We start from the raw sequence: 20,932 nt of genomic DNA, 5'->3' as shown, positions 1-20,932 counted from the left end.
ATTATCAATTATATCGAGTGCAATCCGCAAGGGAAAAATGCTCGCCGCGATCTTTGCGAAGCTGCCAAGATTCAGGGGACTCCTACTTGGGAAATTAACGGTAAGTTTTACCAAGGGCAAAAATCTTTGCAGGAGTTAGCTGATTTATCTGGCTATCAGGGAAGTCGCGAATTTAAAAAACTCTCAAATCAGGAACGTTGACAAGAGTGATTTTTGGCGATCGACCTAATCTTAGTCGATCGCACGCATCTCGGTTTAAGGTATGAAAAAATACACAATTTTATATTTATGGTAATCGTGCGGTTGTAGCTAATGGGCGATCGATTATAGTTTGTTACTTTCTCAGGAACAGAAACTGTTGATTGTTTCTGTTCCTGAGAGAAACTAAAGTCGGATGAGACGAATACGATTTTTGGGCATTCGTTGGAGATTGTCAGGAACTCTGGGACTTTTATCGTCGCAAACGGCAAGCATGAAATCGGCTTCTGCGCTCATAGCAATATCTTGAGCGGGATATTAACGGACATTGACGATCGGATACCCCAGATTATCCTTGTTTGCACTTTGATAAACGGTAACTTTAGGATATTCTAAAATAAATAAGATTTCTAAAGCAATTTCGTCAAAGTCGCTAAAGTTTCCAATCAAGATTTCGGCATTGAGGTCAATTACTTTGCAGATTCTCAAGCTGACTTGAGGATGGATTATTTCTAGATGGTCTGGCCCTGTAAAAAATACTTTCATTCGAGTTCCTGTTTGGTTAATGAGCGTGAAAGCTAAACTCGGATAATGCGGATACGATTTGGTGGCATCCGCGTCAAGTTGGCTCTCACTCCGCGACTTTTGCCGTCGTAGACCGCAAGCATGAAATCGGCTTGCTTGCTCATGAAGATGTCCTGAGCCGGATACCGACCGACAAAGATAAGCGGGTATCCAAAACTGAGATTACTGCCAGTTTCGTAAACCGTGACATTGGGATTTCAGGGGGCGACAACGAGGCTAAAGTGGTTGCTCTACCAGCTAGCTTTATAGCTCTTTGCCCTTTCTGGTAAAATGACTGCTTATTGCGAACTAAACTCATCTTGTAATTCTACCCACTTCCGACAGCAGTCATGGGCAATTAACCAATTTTCGCCATATAAACCAATCCAGAACTTGCTATGTCTTCTTCTATTTCTACCTTTCTCTTGGGGACGGCACACATACTTTTCTTGTCCTTGAAGCTGAGTTCTTTTCCCTCGTAGCCATGCGGAAGTCATCGCCAAAGCTATTAAAATCGTCAACGAAATTAATTTGTCAGGTGATGCTTGACAACCCTCTAGGTTATATCCTCCAGTTTTACAGTCTTTAAACATTGCTTCGATGCCGTAACGTTGACCGTAAACTCGGAGCGCACTTTTCAAATTTGGCAGATTGGTTATTACTACAACATTTGCAGCACTTTGACCCCCGCGCCAGCATTGAAGCTATTTTTACTATGCACCGTCGCGATCGCGCCCGCCTACTTTTGCAAGAGGTCTACTGAACTTATGTGACAAGTAGCAAGCACGAATCAAACCAATGGAAAAATTTCCATCATCAATTTGCTGGTCAGCGTCCTTGCGAACTCAGCTTTTAATAAGTGGCGATCGTTGTAGGAAGCCCATGGAAAATTTTCCATCATCAACAAACCGACCGGCCCCCTTGCGGACTCAAATTTTACGGAGTGGTGCGTCCGTGAGAAAGGCAATGGAAAATTTTCCATCATCGACAAGCTGACCTCCGCGCGCGATCGCGCGGCCTTCCATCCCACAGAAATGGAGTTCAACTTGGACAGTCACGTTGTCTAACACGATCCGCAAATTGCCTGTAGGCGTCATTATTCCGTTTTTCGGCTACGCAAGTCGTTACGGGGAACTCGCCTCACTTTCGTCCAGGGTTGGGCGTTCGGTCAGTTCAACAGTGGGGTAAGGTTGGTCAGCGGGTGTTTTGGAAGTCTGCGACTCGGTGGGTAGAATAGCGGGATTGGGCAGAAGATCGGGGCGAGAGCGAGCTGTGGCAGCCTCCTTGTCACTATTGCTCCGGATGCTAGACGCGCCTGGAGGTGCTAGTTCCGTACTGCCAATGCGGTCGGGCGGCGCAGTCGGTTTTGGCACGCGATCGCCGTATAGCGGGTCGCTATCCAAGTCTGAATCGTCACCTGGATCTAACTCACCCTTCCATTCGCTGTTGGCATCGTCACTTGGATCTAACTCACCCTTCCATTCACTATTGGCATCGTCTCCTTCACCGCCTAACTCGTCGGAAATTCCGACTTCGTTCCGACCATTTTCCGACAAATTTTCATCGCCTACAATTGGCTCGGGCTCAACTTCTGAAACCTCATCGATGTCAGAATTCCGACAATTCCGACACATTTGAGCAGGCGGCGAATCCTCGAATATTTCTGATTCGCTCACCGTCGGCATTGCAGTAGCAGGTGGCGAATCCTCTTCTATTTTCAATTCGCTTACCGTCGGCGCTGCGGTAGCAGGTGGCGAATCTTCTTCTATTTTCAATTCGCTCGCTGTCGGCATCGCAGTAGCAGCTTCCGATAGCGAGGCGTACATGGATGATGCCGGACTCACCCATTCATCTTGTAAATTGCCGGAGCGCCGCGCTGGAGTGTCGGAATTGCCGGAATAGCGGGTTAAGGGGGGTTCAACGTTAACCCTGGCAAGCGCTTCAGTCATTTCTGGAATGCCGGAACTTTTGCCGGAATCTGTCGGAATTCCGACGCGGGTTTTAGATAATGGAAGCGCTCGAATGCGGAGATCTTTTCCCTTGCCAGAGAGAAGTGCATACCCGTTTTCTGTGAGAACGGCGAAGTTGGAGCGAATTTCAGCTAATGTGGGTTTGCGCTTGCACCGTTTGAAGACGCTGTTCTGGACTTGAGCGGCTGAAACCTCCTCCCCCGAACGCAGGGCATAGGTGTAAATTAAGGAGAGATGGGCTCCGGCTGAATCGGAGGCGTGGTTATTCGTTTGCAAGATGCGGAATTGCCCGATGCTGAACTTAGCCGCCGCGATCGCCCGCTCTAAGGTATCGAGGCCGACGCGCAGCGGGTCTGGCTTTTCTTCGTACTTCAATTCCATGCAGTGCAGCAAGAGGGCTAACCTCAAGGTTTGAGACAGCATTTTGCCCAAATAGGCATAAAATGCTGGGTCTTCAAATTCCACTGCTTGTTGGTTGCGCCTGACTTCTTCCCACCACCGCTTCCACCGCAGATGAGCCTCGGCCGTAAACGACAGCAGGACGGGGGGCAATTCTCCATCTTCACTTTCGGCAGACAACCCCGCTAGCTCTCGGAGATCGCCGTGCAGCGATCGCAGGTGGTCGTACAATTCTTGCAATTCCCCGGAGATTGCAACTTGCGAGTCTGACCAAACTGCAAAGTTATCAGGAGTTGACGGCACCGCTATTAAAAAGCGGCTGATTAGCCCGTCGCCGTCGTCGGGGTCGCTAAACAATTGTTGGACTTTGGATAATTGAGTAGCCCCTGTCAAATTCAAGCACAAATCTTTAAGTTCAAAGGCATCTTTATCGTCAGCCCGTTCAAATTCAATATCTGCGGGCGAGTTCCACATTTGTAGCAAGATTTGCCGAGTATCTCCCCCCTTGTCTTTATACTGATCCAGCTTCAACAACCGCACCAATTCGTCGAAAACCCAAGCGCTACCAGTCCTGGTAGAGAGTTCGCTCATCCGCCGCAGAACACCTTCGGGACTTCCTGCTTCAATAAATTGCTTGGGCACGGGGGGAGGCATTGAAGCTTTAAAGACTGCGGGATTTGACGGGCTATTTTTGAGTTTTTCTTTCTCTTGAGTAGATTTTTGTGGCCACGCTTCTTCTAGCTTTTTTAAGTTTTCTTTGAGCCGATCGTATGCGGATTTGGCTCGCTTGTAACGCTGTTTGATACTGCCAAAAACGGCTCGCATTGTCTGGCTTTTGCCAGCCGAAGCTAAAGCAACTACCATTGTCCAGAAGATAGGATACTCTACCCAACTGTCGGCTATTGTTGCACCTTTTTTGCCAATGATTCCAATATGCCCCCCCATTTGGCTACCGCAAGCGGAGAGGAGGTATTGGTAAATGTAAATGGGGTCGATGCGGTCAGAAGCGGCTTTAGTCAAAATTGAAGCGGCTAGAGGAGCGGGCAGAATTTGAGCGATGTCTAGTTGCTGTTGGCGGTAATTGAGGATTTTTTTGAGTTTTTGAACTTCTTGTGCGTGAGTTGCTCCGTAACTAATATGAGTTTCTACTTCGGTGGCTAAATCTTTGACTCCTTTCAAAGGAAACCTTTCACGGGCGGATAGTTCAATTAAAGCGGCTGTCTGTTGGGGCGGGTTGATTTCACTGTTAATAATGGCAGTAACGCGATTGTACAAGTAGTGATCGCTGTTGGAGCTGTTGACACCGAAGCCGTTAGAAGGTGAACCAGAATTAGGTTCGCTGCCGCCCGTGCGATCGCTCTCTTCAGAGTTTTGGTTAGCAGGATTTAGTTCGCTCGTATTGCTAATGTCTTGGGAATTTTGAGTTGCTTTCTGCTGTCCATTTTTTTGACTGTCGGCTGCACTGTGTCCCTTAAATTGTGAAGTCCACCCATCCTCTTTCGCCCAGTACGCTAGCGTGCCGATGCCCACCCCACTGCTTTTGAAACTCCTCCATTTTTTGTCGCATTCTCCCGGCTTGTATTTGGGGGATTGGCGGCTCCACTTGTCCCATTCATAGAGGAGAGAATCATCGATGGAGTTGAGAACCATTCCCACGCCGCACCATTTGTCGTAGTTATCGGCGCGGCCGGGAGACAGAGCAGCTAGGTAGGATAGCGCCCAATCGATATCAGTCCACTCCGGTTCTGGGCGGTGAGTGCGGTGTAGCTGTCGTCGGCGGGGGGCGGGAGCGGTAGAATTGGCAAGAGCTTCTTCTAGAGCTTTTTCTAGAGGGAGGAGTTCAGAATTTTCTGATTCTCCCAGCGGTTCGGTCAGCATTTGTTCAACGATCCACTGCGGGGCTAATGCCACGCTCGTTTCATCGGGAGCGCAGCCTTTGAGCCAGACGTACTCGCCAGTAGTCGGGTGGACGCTGGGAGGCAGGCAGGATTGCAACCCCGCCCAGCGGAGTTCGAGCTGTTCGCCTTTGCCGTCGTCTCCGATAGTGTCTGTGGGGAATTTTTTGGTGCGGATAGCTCCGGCGTATTGTTCTGGGACTAGGAATAGGTATTGGCAGCGGCCAGGACGACCGGAGGTAAAGGCGACCGTTTTGGGTAATTCTTCTGGGCCTGAGAGTTCGAGAATTTTTTCTCTGGCAGAAGCTCCATCCTGGTCTAGCGCCATTAAGTAATAGGTATCGCCATCGATGGTAACTGGCGTACCCGTTATCAGTCCGTAGCCTTTGGGGTAGCAGCGGTATTGAGTGCGATCTGCTTTGTCTACCGTCCAGCCGTTGGTTGTAGCTTCTTTCATTTGGGCGGGACTGAGCGGTTTTTGCTGCCAGCCTATGCCCTGTGGGACTTTTTTGCCGTCTAGCAGGCAGAGCTGCCAGTCAGAAGGAATCCGGGATAAGCCTTGAAAAAGACGAATATTTAGGTCGCTAGGGGATGAGTTGTTAGACATGGAAAGCTCCTACATAAAGGGTTTGCGGGAGCCGGAGTTTCAAACAAAAAGGTCTTAGATGTTAGAGTTACCAGAACATATCTGTTGATTCAGAGCTTCTGATTTGGTATTATTGGAGAACTAACACTAAAATTTTTGGTTCCCAAAGGGGCTAAAAATTTCCGCAGGGACTAACACTAAAATTTTTGGCTCCCAAAAGGGCTAAATATTCCGGCTCCCAAAAGGGTTAAAAGCTTCAACTCCCAAAAGGGTTAAAAGCTCCGGCTCTGAGAAGGGTTAAAAGCTCCGGCTCCTAAAAGGGCTGAAAGCTCCGGCTTTGAGAAGGGTTAAGAACTTCGGCTATGACTGTGACTAGGATCGGTGGTCATAACTGTCAAAAGACCCCGGTTATTTGATTTGTAAGAAGCGCTCAGATTAAAGAAAAACGTTCAGAATGGGGATTCTAAGGTTGTTTTTCTGACTAACTGTTCGCTTTGAGTCATCCAACAGCCTCACTTGCGACTCGGCTAGAGTTTAGAGTGAGGCAATATTTTTCTCATAAAGGGTATACTCTCAGAAAAGCCAATTATTGGCTTGTATTGGAGTGATGGTCACAAGGTTGACCATAAACAATCGTATAGCCGACCATAAATTTGATCAAGTAAAGATTTGTTAAAGTCAGGTTGAGGCATCACCCTCAGTTATTTGTACACCCAGGGCAATCGCATCTAATTAGAGCTTGACGAAATACCTTAAATGTGTACTTACCTCAAACCAGGGATTTGCGACGGCAGTTAGATAAGTTATCCTGGTATAATGTAGGTCGTCTAACCACCCCTGCCATTACTACGAAGGCTAGTTGGAAACTGGAATGTCAGCAGAAGTAGAAGAAAATGTAGTAGTAGATAATCGAATCCACAAACGTCTTGGTCTGTTAATAACGGCGTTGGTGGAAGATGAGCGCGTTGGTAGCTCTAGGGAGTTAGGGAGACTAACTGGAATTGCATTCAACACGCTGGCTAACTGGTGCGAGGGAAAAGCCGATCCAAGGCTGCAAAAGTTAATGCAGTTTGCCTATGCGATCGGTTGGTCTATGACAGAGTTGATGCAATATGCGGAAGGGGATGAAGATCCGTATGAGGCGATAACTCGTAAAAAAAAAGCACGACAGCAGAAGTATCGGAAAGCGTCTTAACAATAGAAAAAGATCCATTTATTCAATATTTCAATGCCACGGTAACTGCCGAACAAATTCAGAAGCGCGACTTATTTTTACAACGTATTAAAGCTGATTTATTACCGGATATAACATCCCGCAAAAGGCTTTATGTCTTGTTAATAGACAGCATGGCAGTTAAGGGTATTTCAGAATTAGATATCTTTGAAAAAACTTCTGTTACAGAAAAATTACTGTCGAAGATTCGGAATCTCGACATGGAATTTCAGTTCGGTCGTTCCTACTTAGAACAGTTAGCGCCCTATCTTTTTCAAGTGGAGGATTGGGAAGAGTTAAGACCTGTTTTTAAGGTGCCATACATCTCTTATCAGGGGTGGGTTGATAATCTGATTGAAGACTTACAAGTGGCTGAACCCCTATCTATAGCTATAGCTTCAATGAGATAGTTCCTAAAAAATGACCTATAAATTTGAGATGGGAAAGTAGGAACTGAGGTCAAACTTAGAGTAAAATAACCAAGTTTTGCGTTGGTTAATTGGGGTATGGTTTAGCAATCGCGTGCGGTGAGTAATGCTCGATAGGAATAATTAATTGAATATGGAACGGGAACATCATTTCAGCAAGGCCCAAAATTTAAACATTTGAGCGTCTCAGCAAGCATCTTGTCCTTGTAGTTCAAGATTGCCTGATTGATTATATGCAACGTGAATTTTATTTTAAACATATTCAAGAGGCACGTCTTGGAGAGCCCATGCAGTTTCACTCTTACGAACTGTTAGCAGAAACAGGGAGCTATGGCATCCAACTTAATAAGCGTTCGAGTACGGATGCCAATGGAATTGCACAGTGTCCAGGCCTACAAACCAGTCCAAGAGTAGAGCTTGAGGCAATGTTAAGGCAGATAGAAAATAAGTTACCGCAAAGCACTTTGTTGTCTGTAGGGCAGCCATTACCAGTTTCTACAGATGAAGACGTTACCGATGACAACTAATGTTCTCAATCGACACTTCGGACAGTTTTAGAGTGTCAACCATAGAATGCGGGTTTTAGCCCGAGCTCAAAGCAAAACTACCAACAAAAAATTAAGAATTTCAGGCTTTGAGCTAAAAACTGTCCGGACTATTGCTTGATACGAAGTTGAAATTTGTGGTTGAGCAAACGGATTTAATTTCCTGGAGTTCCAGTTAAAGGGAGAGCTTATGAGATGGCGTTTTTGGAATTTCATACAAAGGTTCGCGGCTCAACCCTAACTGCCCTAGTGAAATAACAACAGACATTGATAGATTAGTTTTTTCAGCAGCTTTAGCAATAGCTGTGCCATTTCGAGCTAGAGCAATGAACTCTCGAACTTTGAAGACAACGGGGTCATTGGGAGGCGTGTAACCTCTTCGGATGGCAATGTCTAATCCCCCTTCGATGTCCCTGAGCGTCGCCGTTCGATTGTCTGCTAAAGTTACGCTTGGCTCCTGCCCAGGCACTACCGTAGAGATGGCAATGCCATTATTAGTAGGTTGCCCGTCCCGGTGAACGACATTGAAAGTATAAAGGCGTTCAATTCCTTCAGGAGAGCGAGTTTTAACAAACAGGTTAGTAATGTTTGCTGTTGTAGCGCCAGGGAATTGTAAGGGTTGAATCGGTTGGACAAATATGGTTCTAGCTTGGTTAGTTTTTAATTCAGCATCAGTGTTAAAGACAGCCCTGGACGGATCTGCCAACCGGATGTACGTAATGACTTCACCAGTCTGGCTAAAGTCAATAACGCTGGAACGGCCAGACCATACTTGAAGGTTGGTAGTTGCATTTGTTGCTGCATCTCTTCCTACAATTTTTAGGGCCGATGTTTGAGCTTGCCCAATATTGACATTGCTGAATGCAGTGGCAATTAGTAAGGCAGGAGAAAGTAAAGCCAGACGAATTTTCCGAGTGAGTTTTTTCATGGTTATATTACCTGCAAATTTTTTGTATAAAGCCCGGTCTGAGTAAGCCGAGTCATGGAAAGAGGAAGTCCAAGAAGTGATTCTTGGAATCTCCGTTCCTTTAGGGCGGGGAAGATGTCAACTCCGTTATCTCTGCACTGTGACAAAGGCATTGACGAATACTGAAACTTGAGTTCCTTCTGGTACGATCGCCACGTTGCCTCGCTTCAAAAGTTCTTGCGCGTTGCGATCCGCTCTTTCTCGCAGCCGTTGGGCAGTAGGTGTAAAGAATCCCTCTAAAGCGGCTGCTAGGATGTTGGGTTCACGCGAGGTTGTGGTTTTAACAGCCGTACTTCCAAAAAAGCCGCTCTGCTGGCTGAAAGTCTCTTGGGCGGGTCGATTAATTATTTCTCCTACCCGCCCCAAGCTGCCGAGAATTCCCACTAAAATATCAGCCTTGGCTATTTCAGAACCTCTGTCAAATAAACTGTCGGCAATGAGAGGTTGGTTATCGGTTCCGCGAACGATTAAGTATCCGGGAGGAATGGGTACTTGTTGGATGCGGCCAGCAGAATCGGGGTAAACAAGCGCCACCACGCTTTGAGAAACCAGTCGATTTCCGCGCGTGACATTTTCTACTTGAGTGATTAAGACGGTGCCAGATGGTAAGGCGATCGCCCCATCAGTTGCCATTATGTCCTCGGTCAATTGGACGGCAAACCTTCCGGCTGTTGGGCTTTGGCCTGCTTCGTCCCAAATCATCGGCACGATTACCTTGGCTTGAGCAGATGACCCGATGGCTATCTCTCTCATTGCTGTGCTGCCTTCAGTGTTTTCGTCGGCGGTCGTGCGGTTGAGGATTCCAGCTTCTCCAGGGCTCATGACCTTGGCGTTTACGGCCGAGCCAGGAGCTCCAATTGCGATCGCGGGTATCTCTTGCATTGGTGCAGCCGATTGTGGGCTTTTTGGCGAACTGACTAGCACTGGCTGCGGGTTTTGAGAAATCGGCGGCACCGGCTGCTGTTGGGACAATGGTACCGGTGCTGCTACTGGCGCAATTGCTACTGCACTGGGGGGCGGTGCCGGTACTGGCATTGCTGGCGGCACGGCAGGGTAGCTTGCCGCTGTCATCCCCGGCGCGATTGCGCTAGGAAAAGTTGCGGAACTGGCAGAAATACCTTCAGCATTTAGCTCTTTAATTGCTTGACCTCTGCTTTGCCCCAGAGAAGCTAATTGCGCCCAGCGCTCGTAAGGGTCTACTTTTTCTGGTGAAGGCGACCGGGGTGGTGGCGCAGGTCGAAGTGCCAGCAGTGCGGGTGGCGGCACAGGGCGCGGTAATGGCGTCGGACGAGGGCGAGGCGGGGGCGGTGCAGGCGACTGTGCAGGGCGCGGTAATGGCGGCTGTGGAGGAGGAATGGTCTGTACCGTCCTCGGTGGCGGATTAAAGTTTTGAACCGGTCTCGGGGTTTGAGACCTTCTAGCGGCTGGTGCAGGTTTTGGTGCAGGCGTCGGTTTGGAAGCAGGGGTCGATCGATTTTTAGGTTCAGGAGGCTGAACTTCTAGCGCCCGCTGCTGATCTTGAAATGCCAATCGGCTTTTTAGTTCTCCTGACTCGTCTTCAGAAACTTGAGTTGGTTTAGGGTTCGCCGTCTTTGCCTGTTGGCGGACGGGTTTAGGAGCAAAGAACACAAACCAAAAGAATCCCAAAATGCCGAGAACTGCGCCAGTACCCATTAATACTGAAAACGTCCGAACTTCGGGCTTCTCAGAAACAGAGCGGGTTTCTGGTCCTTCGCTGTCCTGTTTAATTCTGTGCTCGGAGGCCAATAATTCATCGGCGTCTCCGTCATGCCCAGCCAATTCTCTTTCCTCCTCACGGCTCAACTTTTTACCATTGCGGATAGCGCCATTAGGAGCGTTAGCTGCCTGAAAACCGTTAGAACTGTTGGAAAAGTTATTGGCTCCATTAGAGGAGTTGTTGCCATTAAAACTGTTGGAAAAGTTATTGGCTCCATTAGAGGAGTTGTTGCCATTAAAAGGGTGGCTAGTTGTGCTGCTAGGTGGCGTACTGTAAAAAATTTCTTCAATTTCATCTGGTTCGCCATCAAATTCGCGCCCATTTTGAAGTTCTTTTTCGTTCATGTTTTTACCTGCTATTACTTGGGTTTAAATTCGGTAATTTTGGTGATTTCTAAGCCCGCCGAGCGAAGCTCGTAAACTTTTTGTTCAAAAGCTGAGGCTTGGCTACCTAGCGGCGGGGTTTGGATTTCTACAGCTTTGATTCGGAAAGTGCGATTAAAAGGAATTCTTTCATCAATTCCTGACGTGCGATCGACGAGCAACCGGGTAGCAATCATGTCAATTTCCCATTCGCCCGGACGGACTTCTCTGGGTTCGGATAAAAAAGAAATGATGACTGTTGCTCGCAATTGACCCGTAAAAACTTTATTGGGTACGAGTTCAGCTATGTCAGGTAGAGAAGCTTTGCCAAAATAGGATTCTAGGAGTAACGAAGCAAAATAACTGCTGGTAGGAACTCGTTTGGAATTGACTTTAATTCCTGAATCTGTCTCGTTAGTTCCTGGTATTTTATTGTCCCAGTTGAAGGTTAACTCGGCCCAAGTTTTGACAAAATTTTGGATAACTGAGGGATACCGAAAAAACCTATCTCGTTCCGCTACATAGTAAGTTTGACCGTTGATTAGCTGGACTTGCGTTGTCTTCATAGCAGCTACCAAGTTGATTCGATACGCGACAAACAGGTGCAGAATTAGGGAGAGGATATTCACTCCAGTTAAGATGAGGAAGCACAAAGCCAGTAGATTTTTAGCTTCTGGCAACAATGCAGTTTGTGAAAATCTTTGTACCTTCATAAAACGTTTCGGTAAGTGTGAAAAAACCGTACTTTTAAGTCGGGATAAAACACGCCACCAGTAGATCTAAAGTCTAGGATGCAATCGCTTGCGTGGTGCTTGTGGCGCAGTTAACCGCTATGGGTAGTGTGTCAAGACAATTTTTGCGTAAGTCATGTTTATTTGCGTAAGTCATGTTTAGCTACTTTTACGGGTAGTGTGTCAAGCCAACTTTTGCGTAAGTTATGTTTAGCTACTTTCCACTCCAGAAGCTTTTAGTGCCAGGGTCAGTGACCGAATAATTAGTAATTCGCCATTACTAATCCATAATTCACTTAAAGCTACCAACTACGAGCAGATAATTAGTAATTCGCAATTTATACTTTGCAATTCCAGTCATACATAGCAGTTAATAAGTTGCAATAATGAAAGCCATTTATAATTACAAGTTACTAACTGCCGAGAAGCGAATTAGTTTCACTAGCTCGCATTTATGCGTGGGTAATTACGAATTACGAATCATCAATTACGAGTAACGTTGACATCACTTAAATCCTTTGTTCATTGCCAAATTAGCGGCCGCTCCTATAGCGTTGCTCAAAACATCGACGAGTTGTTTGGCATTGCTAGCGATGCCGCTGTACAGGGCAATTCCTCCTCCGCCGGCGATTAATAGAGCTAATCCGGGTGCGAAAATGCTGATTAAAAAGAGAAAGGCAACATCGCTAGCTAATTCGGCTCCAGAATTGACTAGCACGGTGGCTGCCAATCCGACGACGATGTTGTATCCAAGTTGGACGCCAAATAAACTCAGAAATCCAGTTGCCCAAGCCCAAATCGGTCGGCCCTGCAAGGGAAGTAGCGACAGCCCCATCGCGATCGGCGAAAAGAGTGCTGTTAGTAAGAGCGCTGCTTCAAGGATGTTGACAAACGCCCACTGGATGCTATATAGAATGAATCGGATGATTGGCACTGCTTTTTCTCTAAACACTGAACCGGGGTCAGTTATAAAAGTCGCGGCATCTTGAGCAGCGCCGGGCAAGCTATTATTCCAGAGGATTTCAGCAAAAGCCCGCAGCGCTTGCAGAGGGGCTGAGCCGGCGGCTTGCCTCTCTGCTTCGCTAACAATTTTCTGAGCAGCTTCTTGCTTGGAATTCCAGCAAGTAACCAGTTCTTCTCCTACTTTATTTCGGCATTCGCCGTAGAGATTTTCGAGTTGTTGCCGGCCGATGTTGCTGATAGTGACGTTGGCGATCGCGTCCCTAAATGTCATTCCTCCTAGTTGCGCTTCGAGGACACCTTGGACTTGCCTGTAAGCAAAGCTCCTGGTAAAAATGACGGTATTTGCTAGCAATTTGCCGTTAGCGCCGAGGAACAACATGATGACGAGCGGCCAGACGAACAGTGCTGCCAGTTCTGACCATGACTGCTTTTCGATAATGTCTTTCCCGCTGCTTAGAGTTAAGAAGAGGATGCTGACGGCTGCTAGGGTGATGCCGAGCGATACTAGACCAACCCACAGCCCAGAAGCGATCGGGTCAATCGTGCTAATCCAAACTTTGTCCCAAGATTCTGAGGTAGTCTTAGCCAGGTTAATTGACTCGCTAACAATGTCCAAGGATGACCCTTCTGCGCCACTCGTCGGTGGTGTAATTTGTGCTAGAAATTCCATCATTTGTTTTTAGGAAAAATTTTCAACTTTGTATTCAACAACACGGTCAGTCGGCATGCAAACTAGGCAATAGTCGTCGGTGATGTCTGCTTGCTCCCCAACTTTGCATTCAAGCCAGCCGTGTCAGAAGCGCTTGACAAACTTTTTAAGAGCGATACTTGACAATTTTTTTTAGAGCGATACAGTCAACAGCTACGCTCAATTTGTCTTGTCAAAATCTTTGCTAAGCCAAGAGACGATCGCCGATTCAATTTAACTGCTCGGAGCATTAATCGGGAGCGGCGAACCTGTTAGTTGAAATCGGGATTGTGTTGCTGCCACTCGGTTTTCCCAAGTAGCCGCCGCCGGGGAGCATCAGCATTCCCGCCTGGTAGCTGGCTTGGTTTCCAGACGCAGTACTGCCTCGGCGATCGCCCGTGTTGAGCGCGGATATTTCCTTAGCAGCTTGCGATAGCAGCACGTTATTAATGGCCCGATCTGTGCGAGCTTGCTGAGCTTCCTGTAAATTTCGCATCTGGACTTGTGCGCCCAATGCGGTCTGCTGCGAGAGGTTTTGGAGAATTTGTTGAGTAACGTCGAGGCTCTGCGATTCTTCGCCCAATTGGACGTTTTGTTCGGTATCTTGTCGAGTAGCTTCTAACACTTGGAAGCTGTTGTTTTGAGCTTCTTTGCTGAGGGTTGCTCCGTCAGCTATGCCGATAGCGGCGCTGCGCTGAGCTTGAGCGTCTAAGTCAGACATGATGGCATAGGAACCTTTGCCGTCTAATTTGCTCGACTTAGTTTCGAGTAAATCTGACAGTTTCGTTCCTTCTGTCTGGGACGTTGGAGCCTTAATAATTTGGCTGCTGACTTGGCTCAAATCAGGAATTTGGATAGCTCCGAGAGAAGAGGAAAGGAGTTCGTTTAAAGAGCCAAATAGCTCGTTTTGCACGAAACCTTGGATGTCGCCGATAAAATTGTTGACTTGTTTGAAAACATCTTCAATGGGAGCTAAGAAACTTCCCGCAGTTGGGGCTGGATATCTCACAGCCGTTTCTTGTGTACTTGGGATGAAAGCGTTTGGGGTTGGAGATTTTACAGCCGCTTCTTGTGTACCGGGCACGAAAACGCTTGGGGCTGGAGTTTTCACGGTCGTTTCTTGTGTACCGGGTACGAAAGGAGGAGTTGCTTGAGCTAAACTTGGCCTGACTTGAACGATTAATTCCAAGCTGGCTAACAGGGAAACTGCTGCGAGTTTTGTAGCAGGTTGCTGCATCAATTGAAGTCGGTATTTCATGGGAGTTATTTTGGTATTTTTGCCAAAAATTGAGAATTGTTGCTGTGAACATCGGATGCCATTTTTGGCTGAGCATTGGCAGTTATGGTAGTAATTTCTAAATTTTGACCAATGTGGTCGAAGCCTTTTCCTTCTTTCACTGCTGCAATGTATTCTTGGGTGAAATGCTTTAGCCCTTGAAGCTGCCCTTTGAGGGTAGGAGGATATTGAGCCATGATGCGATCTCGGGCTTCTTTTTCATTTTGATTGTTAGCAACTGATGCCAACATCATCTCTCCGGGGTAGAATCGCGATCGCCAAAATCTTCCTCCTTTCTCAATCAGCCAGCACGAGTAGAGGTCAGCAGCTCTTGGCAGAAAAGATTCCGTTGCATTTGAACTGATAATTTGCGGGTCGTACCCCAAATATTTGTGAGCGGCTGCTACCCCAGAATTGGTTATTCTTCCGGTAATTCGGTAGACCATATTTTGCAGAATTTGTGCTCCTGCGGAACATTCGCAGATAGCATCAAAATCTTGGCTCAATAGCAAGACAGCTATGCCATCTTTTCTGCCAGTGGCGCAGAGTTCGCCGACAACTGATGCAAAACCATCTTTTTTGAGTAGGACGCTCAATTCGTCTCCAATAAATAAGCTTTTGGGGTGAGAAAGAGCGTTGCGGATGCAAGCAGCATGGGCGTTAATTGCCATTAAATAGGCATCTTGTTCGTTAGACAGTCCCGATAGGGCAAAGAACTTAACAGCAGGTTCCGGCGAAAACGTGCTGGGCTGACCGATCGCTTTTCCCAAGCGGGATGTTAGCAAAGCATTTCCTTGGCTGAGGATTTGATTGATGGCTAGCCTATCCAGTTCTTCAAACGATTTGAGGTTGAGCCTTTCTTTGCTGCAAAACCTCAGCAAATCTTGGAGAGTTGGCATTTGCTGCCATTCGGGAGATCGCCACCCTCTTTCAAATGCCTTGTTGTAGCGAGCGATGATTTCTGGATCTCTAAGGTACATATCGAGCATTCGCAGGATAATTGAATCTACCCGCTGGGCTAGGTGGGGATTGTGAATTTTGCCCATAGCGATCGCCACCAGAGCTTTGCGGATAAATTCTTTCCAAGATTCCATCCGCCGCTCTCTTTCAGCTTTGTCGAACTTGCGGAGGTCTGGCGGTTCTACTAAATTGCTAGATCCTTGACTGATGTCGTAATATGCGCCTCGATCGCCCAAAAGTTCGATCGCGGTTTTGAAGGTACTGTTACCCCCGCTGCTGATGTCCATCCCGACAACAGGGATATTATTCGCCAGAGCTTCAGCGGTAAAACGCCACCCCAAAACGCTCTTGCCTGAACCAGATTCGCCAGTAATTAAAGCGCGGCTAATTTGGTTGTAGAACAAATCAATAAAAATTGGCTTTCCGCCTCGATGGGTAATAAATTCAACTCCTTTTTTATCCAAATCGCGGGGAACTGTTAGCGGCAGAATTCCAGCAGCAGTTTCAGTGTCGAGGGTGAGGCGGCGTTCGCTCAAAAATGAACCGCTATGCAGCAACCATTTCCAAGTAATGGGCAGGCATTGCAGCCAAATATCCCAGGCAATGTTCCGCTCGCGGATGACTTTCGCAGTTCCAAAACTATTAGAGAGTACGTTACAGGCTTGGCTTAATTCTTCCGCAGTATTTCTGTACACTAAAAAGGCAACGGCTGCATTGAGGGGTACGGCTCCTTGGTAAAGCCGGCGCTGGGCGTCGAAAGATTCCTCCTGTTTAATTTCAGCGCCAATATCGCGCCCTTGCCCTTTAGTTATAGCTCTGCTGCTAGCGGCTTTTGCTCCTTTCGCTTGTCGGGCCAAGTTATCATTAATTACAAGGGAATTTCCGGCGCTAATTTCTACAATAGCTTCTGTATCGCGGACGTAGCTTGAGGACATCACCTCCCAAATCCATTTCAATTGCTGGCGGGTATTAATCCAGCCTGCGGGCGCGTCATACATTGTCAGAACAGCGCATTCTTTTCCCTTTCCCGTCAGATAGACGCGGTTGTTGCTCTTGCGGTGTTCGGGGCAGGAGAATACGCCATTCGTTCCTTCAATCAAAACTGTAGAAATGTGTTTTTCAGTAGTCTTAGTTTCGCTGAGGTGATAGCCAGAAGGCGTTTCTTCAAGTTTAACAACTTGAGGGATTTGCGGTGGTTTACTGCTGTTAAATCGCTGCCACAGCCACTCCCAAAGTTCAGATGAATTCATGGGACTAATTTCGAGGCCCATTTTGGTATTCAGGAGAATTTCCCAGCGGAGGAATCCTTGTTCAAAAGAGTTGAGTAGCAGTTTCGTGTAAAATTGCTCTCTGTAAATTCGCGTGTTGCCCGCAATGGTTTCCACAATCGAATCGCACAATTTTTTGACCCCATCAATGGCTTTGCCAATGAAATCTCTGGAGATGGTTTCGCCTTCGTTATCGGCCGTCCAAGTACAGAAAGCAATTTGCTCCCATACCTGCCTGGTACCTTGATGAGTTTGTTGGCGGAGGCGGTACTGTTCGTTTCGGAGCAGTACAGATATGGGTTGGAGTTCAGCGGTGTCAGCCAATTGCTCTAACTCTTTTTGCCTCGCAGCATCGCTGCTGTAACAGCCGGTGCAGAAAGTGATTTTTTCACTGGGTGGGATGTCTTTCATTCCTTCTTCAAGAGAAGCTGCAAATGCCGACACTTCGTTCCTAAACAGTAGGTTGTGAAGCCCTCGGAGGCGGAATCCAAATACCAGTTGGTAGCTAGTTCCGTTATTGAGGAGCATTCCAGATACTTGCCTGCCATCTTTTTCAATTTCCACCAAACAACAGAGGTTAATTTCATTTTGGAAAGGCATAAATTTGCTCCTTCCACCATATTGATTGGGTACAATTTTGGGCTTCAATTTGATTCGGATTTGCGAATCGTAAGGCTTGCCTTGGATGCTAGGAGGGCGCAGGGAAGAGATGGGAGAAATATAGAAGCTGTCGCCGCTGCACCACTCATCTCCGGGGGGCTTGCGGAATTTGTCAGTAAAGAGGTGGGGTTGATTTCCTGTTAGGAGCCACCAGCTTACAATCAGCCAAAGCGAGACAGTGAAGAACCAACCCAGTCCCAGGCTAAATAGACCCATCGTTAAGATGTATGCAATGGCGGTCAAGAAGCACCAAGGTAGAATTTGATTGGCTGGAATAAACCCGATACTTGCTTGTTTGCCCAGGATTTTATTGACTCTGATAAAGTCTTTTTCTGGATCTCGCAAAGCCATTGGTGACTCCTTTTTCTTAGTTCCAAGAGGTCAAACTTGTAATCACTCCCAGCGGAGGAAGGTTGGGAACCAAGCCGGCTGTAGTACCGCTGCCGTCGCCGACGAACAAGAACGTTACTACGTCTATGGCAATCACAATGCCGAAGGCGAGGGCAATTTGGGTGACAATTGGACGCCAATCATTGCCTTGCTGCGCTTGGTTGTAAGCGAATAAAGCTGCGGCGGCTACTAGCAAGAGAAATACGCCTCGAATGGCATTGAAAATTAAAACGATCGTTGATTCGTCAATGGCTGTTCCTCCTCCTGCTGCTCCAGCTTCGCTTGCTAGATTGGTCATAAACGCTTGGAGACCGCTTAGAAAGATGGCTTGTGCTGGGGTCTGAAAGTTATTCAGGAACATTGTTACTGTGATGACAGCGACAGCTAAATGCCAGAAGCGAATTTTGCTGCCCAGCAGTTTTTCGAGGATGGGAACGCTGCGGGCAATTTGCCACAGTCCGAAGCACACCAGAGATGCACAGCTAAATACGCTGACAAATAAGGGCTGGACAAGAATTAGATAAATGGCTGCAATTAGGCAAATTGCAATGAAGGCTAAATCGGCGTTATTGAGCTTGAATTTACGCATGAATGTGCTAAAATGCCTGCGGCGTTTGTGGGTAATGCCTAGGTTAGCAACGCTGGCGCGATCGCCATGAGAGCGGTAGTTGTTGTTCAAGTAATCGTTTTGCATTGGGTTTCTCCTCAAAGTAGTTTAAGCTTGCAATTCGTCGCGGTCTTCTCGCGACTGTTCTTTGCGTTCTGGCGAGGTATAGTTGTAGTTTTTAGATGCTTGAGAATCTCTAAATTGAGTTTTTTGTGGCTCTGGGGAGCCCACTACAGCCTCCATTTCTTCAACAGCAATGTGACACTGCCGAACGTCTGGCGGCTTTCCTTTGACCAGAACGGCATCGAACACTTGTGCGTCACCTTGGCGGGGGTCAGTTCCTATCAGTTGTTTTGACCCGTCCGGCAGATCCAGTATTTCAAATTCGTATTTGACTGCCCCGGTCGTGCCATCTTCGCGACGCGATTCTTTCCAAGGAAACACTGGATCTTTTTCCCCGCTAAAGCGTTTGGGGAAGGTGTCCTGAAACTTTTCAACTAAAGCCTGGGCAGTTGCTAGCTTGTTGTATTCTTCTTCCGACTGAGGCAATTTGAAAATGGCTTCTCTTTCTTCTGGAGTTAGCTTGTCCCGATCCGGCTCAAATTTCCAGCGAGATCCATTCTTGGTTCCAGAAAAAATTTCGGTATTATCGCTGCCTTTTACGACAACTTTAACTTCGTTGTTTTCAGCAGTTACATTCAAGCTGCCGCCACCATCAAAAGCAATATCCGATTGGGGAGACTGCCCCGTAGCGAAAGCATAATTGACTAAGCAATCTGCTACAGTTTCTCGCTGCTGCTGTACTTTTGTTTGAGCTACCATTTTACTAAGAAGATCCTCGGGTTCGCTTTCCTCCTTGTCGATACTGTTAGGTGCAGTAACTGTGGGCTGAACTTTTTGACGAGTTTCTGGCACTTGTGAATTAGGATTAAATTCTGATTCAACAGGCATCTGAACGGTCATTTTATGTTCCAGTTCGTCAACGATACTTTCAAGGCGATCCAACCTCTTTGAGAGGTTGCCTAAATAGTCTTGAATTTGGTCTAACTGTTCGCTGATGCTGGTATCTTTATCGAGCTTTAGAGGCGTAGATTTCTGGGAGTTTGGGTTGAGCTTGCTCTCTAGATCGCCAATTTTTTCGCCAATTTGAGCTGCCTTGGCTTCGGGATTGTTGATTTTAATTCCGTTGGTGCCCTTGGCTTCAATGTCGCGATCGCTTCTCTGAGGCTGACTCGTTTCCAATTCCTCTGGTTCAGTTGCAGCAGGCGGTTCTAATACCTGCTTAGCCCGTTCAGCAAGTTTTTCAGTGCGGGTATCTATTGCCTCTATGCTGGAAATGACATCAGCGTGTTTAGCACGAGTCGCAACTCGGTCGGCGCGATCGTTTAATGAGTCAATTTGTTCGAGAATTTTTTCGAGTTTTTCTGCCTGTTCCTTTTCCCTCGCTCGTTCAATGTAATCAATTAGATCCCCAATACTCTTGGCTCCAAGTAGACCCATTAAAGAGACAGTTTGGACGGTTAAGCCACTTACGGTTAATCCGTTAATTTCGCTTCCCATAGAAGCGGCACTTGCACCTTGACGATCGGTTTCTTTTAGAACAGTTTCAAGCGTGTCAAGGAAGGGATATTTTGCGTCGGGCTGTTCAGCAGCTTTTTGCTTGATTTGTCCGTTATGATTCTGATTTAGAACGCGGCGATTTTTAGCTATCTTGCCCAATACACCATTGGGTATAGGAGCATCCTCATCATCAGAAAGTAGTTCTTCAATATTATCTTCTTCCTCCTTTTTTTGCGTTTTGCTGGCATTTTTTTGAGAAGCTACTGACTTTCCTAGCTGGCGTTTGGACTGCAATGACTTGCGAGTTGGCGTATGGTGGCTGGGAAAGTCTGCATCTTCTTCTAAATCGCTTAAGTCATCTTCCAATTCATCATCTAGTTCTAAATCGCTTAAGTCATCTTCCAATTCATCATCTAGTTCTTCATCAAATTCTTCGGAAATGCCGTCCTCCTCTAATTCATCACTGGCATCCAGCCCGATTAAGTCCATAATTTGGGATGGAGTATAGTAATTGTTATTGTCTTTCGTTTCGACGCCAGCCTGTTTCAAATTTTTAACTAAATAGACACCGCTGGTTCTCTGGCTGGGGTCTTTAGTTAAATAGAAAACAAAGCCAGATACCTCGCCTCCTTTTCCTTCAGTAACTAAATCCATGCTGACACTAGCTTTCTGATTGCCAGAATCATTGATTCTGTCGGGTCGTTTGTTGAAGGATTCAACGAAGTTTTTGAAATCTTCCCAGTCCTCAATGCCACCTTCTTCTTGGATTGTTTCTATGGCAGCATCGAGGGTTTCCTGAATGTGTTCCAGTTTTTTGACGTGTTTGGGATCTGTGGCTGTTAGGACAGACCAAGTACGCTTTGGGGCAGAAAATTGTCTTTTGGAGTTGGGCTTAGTTGAGAGTTTTGCCGCCATTTTTTCTCACCTCCTACGAGAAAAATCGAGGTTATCATTAGGTTTGAGC

At 46.9% G+C, this 20,932-nt stretch carries 15 protein-coding genes and 1 pseudogene; 4 read left to right on the top strand and 12 right to left on the bottom strand.

The features are described from left to right. Positions 1-201, top strand: a pseudogene (locus QUA23_RS09510) (vitamin K epoxide reductase family protein); the annotation flags it as partial. A 315-nt stretch (positions 202-516) separates the two neighbouring features. On the opposite strand, the gene QUA23_RS09505 reads toward QUA23_RS09510, so the two are convergent. The 4 genes from QUA23_RS09505 to QUA23_RS09490 form a co-directional block, all read right to left on the bottom strand. Then, positions 517-744, bottom strand: a complete 228-nt coding sequence (locus tag QUA23_RS09505) for a hypothetical protein (protein WP_333075468.1) — start codon at positions 742-744, stop codon at positions 517-519. Positions 745-1,061: 317 nt separating this feature from the next. Then, positions 1,062-1,403: a hypothetical protein gene (locus tag QUA23_RS09500; RefSeq protein ID WP_333075466.1), complete on the bottom strand. Its 342-nt coding sequence runs from the start codon at positions 1,401-1,403 to the stop codon at positions 1,062-1,064. 288 nt (positions 1,404-1,691) lie between these two features. Further along, positions 1,692-1,859, bottom strand: a complete 168-nt coding sequence (locus QUA23_RS09495) for a hypothetical protein (protein WP_333075464.1) — start codon at positions 1,857-1,859, stop codon at positions 1,692-1,694. Between the two features lie 27 nt (positions 1,860-1,886). Beyond that, entirely contained in the window at positions 1,887-5,633 is a 3,747-nt protein-coding gene (locus QUA23_RS09490; RefSeq protein ID WP_333075462.1) for a DUF3987 domain-containing protein, read from the bottom strand. Between the two features lie 838 nt (positions 5,634-6,471). Between QUA23_RS09490 and QUA23_RS09485 the strand changes: the two genes are divergently transcribed. The 3 genes from QUA23_RS09485 to QUA23_RS09475 all read left to right on the top strand — a co-directional run bounded on the left by QUA23_RS09485 (position 6,472) and on the right by QUA23_RS09475 (position 7,780). After that, positions 6,472-6,807 carry a helix-turn-helix transcriptional regulator gene (locus QUA23_RS09485; protein ID WP_333110354.1) on the top strand — a complete coding sequence of 112 codons (336 nt, stop codon included), beginning with the start codon at positions 6,472-6,474 and terminating at the stop codon, positions 6,805-6,807. A 152-nt stretch (positions 6,808-6,959) separates the two neighbouring features. Next, entirely contained in the window at positions 6,960-7,235 is a 276-nt protein-coding gene (locus tag QUA23_RS09480) for a lipase (protein WP_333075459.1), read from the top strand. 305 nt (positions 7,236-7,540) lie between these two features. Beyond that, a complete protein-coding gene (locus QUA23_RS09475) occupies positions 7,541-7,780 on the top strand; it encodes a hypothetical protein (RefSeq protein ID WP_333075457.1) in 240 nt (79 codons plus the stop codon). Positions 7,781-7,973: 193 nt separating this feature from the next. Here QUA23_RS09475 and QUA23_RS09470 read toward each other — a convergent pair whose 3' ends face one another. From QUA23_RS09470 to QUA23_RS09435, 8 genes are all read right to left on the bottom strand, one after another. Further along, positions 7,974-8,726: a hypothetical protein gene (locus QUA23_RS09470; protein ID WP_333075455.1), complete on the bottom strand. Its 753-nt coding sequence runs from the start codon at positions 8,724-8,726 to the stop codon at positions 7,974-7,976. Between the two features lie 126 nt (positions 8,727-8,852). Then, on the bottom strand, positions 8,853-10,847 hold the full coding sequence (locus QUA23_RS09465; protein ID WP_333075454.1) for a hypothetical protein: 1,995 nt from the start codon (positions 10,845-10,847) through the stop codon (positions 8,853-8,855). A 14-nt stretch (positions 10,848-10,861) separates the two neighbouring features. Then, positions 10,862-11,578 (bottom strand): hypothetical protein, encoded by a 717-nt coding sequence (locus tag QUA23_RS09460; RefSeq protein WP_333075453.1) that lies wholly within the window; start codon positions 11,576-11,578, stop codon positions 10,862-10,864. Positions 11,579-12,101: 523 nt separating this feature from the next. Beyond that, entirely contained in the window at positions 12,102-13,232 is a 1,131-nt protein-coding gene (locus QUA23_RS09455) for a hypothetical protein (RefSeq protein ID WP_333075452.1), read from the bottom strand. A gap of 265 nt (positions 13,233-13,497) precedes the next feature. Then, positions 13,498-14,505 (bottom strand): hypothetical protein, encoded by a 1,008-nt coding sequence (locus QUA23_RS09450; RefSeq protein ID WP_333075451.1) that lies wholly within the window; start codon positions 14,503-14,505, stop codon positions 13,498-13,500. A 5-nt stretch (positions 14,506-14,510) separates the two neighbouring features. Beyond that, positions 14,511-17,762 carry a hypothetical protein gene (locus tag QUA23_RS09445; RefSeq protein ID WP_333075450.1) on the bottom strand — a complete coding sequence of 1,084 codons (3,252 nt, stop codon included), beginning with the start codon at positions 17,760-17,762 and terminating at the stop codon, positions 14,511-14,513. Positions 17,763-17,778: 16 nt separating this feature from the next. After that, complete coding sequence (locus QUA23_RS09440) at positions 17,779-18,495, bottom strand: hypothetical protein (RefSeq protein ID WP_333075448.1); 717 nt, start codon at positions 18,493-18,495, stop codon at positions 17,779-17,781. A 21-nt stretch (positions 18,496-18,516) separates the two neighbouring features. Next, positions 18,517-20,883 carry a hypothetical protein gene (locus QUA23_RS09435; protein ID WP_333075446.1) on the bottom strand — a complete coding sequence of 789 codons (2,367 nt, stop codon included), beginning with the start codon at positions 20,881-20,883 and terminating at the stop codon, positions 18,517-18,519. Positions 20,884-20,932: the final 49 nt, after the last annotated feature.

This window comes from Microcoleus sp. Pol1C5 (genome assembly GCF_036701115.1).
In the GTDB taxonomy this organism is placed as follows: Bacteria; Cyanobacteriota; Cyanobacteriia; order Cyanobacteriales; family Microcoleaceae; genus Microcoleus.
This window is presented reverse-complemented; position numbering and strand designations above follow the sequence as displayed.

Excerpts from the sequence above, each read along its gene's own strand:
- QUA23_RS09445 (WP_333075450.1), bottom strand. The coding sequence starts at position 17,762 with ATGGCTTTGCGAGATCCAGAAAAAGACTTTATCAGAGTCAATAAAATC.
- QUA23_RS09460 (WP_333075453.1), bottom strand. The coding sequence starts at position 11,578 with ATGAAGGTACAAAGATTTTCACAAACTGCATTGTTGCCAGAAGCTAAA.
- QUA23_RS09490 (WP_333075462.1), bottom strand. The coding sequence starts at position 5,633 with ATGTCTAACAACTCATCCCCTAGCGACCTAAATATTCGTCTTTTTCAA.
- QUA23_RS09475 (WP_333075457.1), top strand. The coding sequence starts at position 7,541 with ATGCAGTTTCACTCTTACGAACTGTTAGCAGAAACAGGGAGCTATGGC.
- QUA23_RS09470 (WP_333075455.1), bottom strand. The coding sequence starts at position 8,726 with ATGAAAAAACTCACTCGGAAAATTCGTCTGGCTTTACTTTCTCCTGCC.
- QUA23_RS09495 (WP_333075464.1), bottom strand. The coding sequence starts at position 1,859 with ATGACGCCTACAGGCAATTTGCGGATCGTGTTAGACAACGTGACTGTC.
- QUA23_RS09505 (WP_333075468.1), bottom strand. The coding sequence starts at position 744 with ATGAAAGTATTTTTTACAGGGCCAGACCATCTAGAAATAATCCATCCT.
- QUA23_RS09455 (WP_333075452.1), bottom strand. The coding sequence starts at position 13,232 with ATGATGGAATTTCTAGCACAAATTACACCACCGACGAGTGGCGCAGAA.
- QUA23_RS09450 (WP_333075451.1), bottom strand. The coding sequence starts at position 14,505 with ATGAAATACCGACTTCAATTGATGCAGCAACCTGCTACAAAACTCGCA.
- QUA23_RS09480 (WP_333075459.1), top strand. The coding sequence starts at position 6,960 with ATGGCAGTTAAGGGTATTTCAGAATTAGATATCTTTGAAAAAACTTCT.
- QUA23_RS09465 (WP_333075454.1), bottom strand. The coding sequence starts at position 10,847 with ATGAACGAAAAAGAACTTCAAAATGGGCGCGAATTTGATGGCGAACCA.
- QUA23_RS09435 (WP_333075446.1), bottom strand. The coding sequence starts at position 20,883 with ATGGCGGCAAAACTCTCAACTAAGCCCAACTCCAAAAGACAATTTTCT.
- QUA23_RS09440 (WP_333075448.1), bottom strand. The coding sequence starts at position 18,495 with ATGCAAAACGATTACTTGAACAACAACTACCGCTCTCATGGCGATCGC.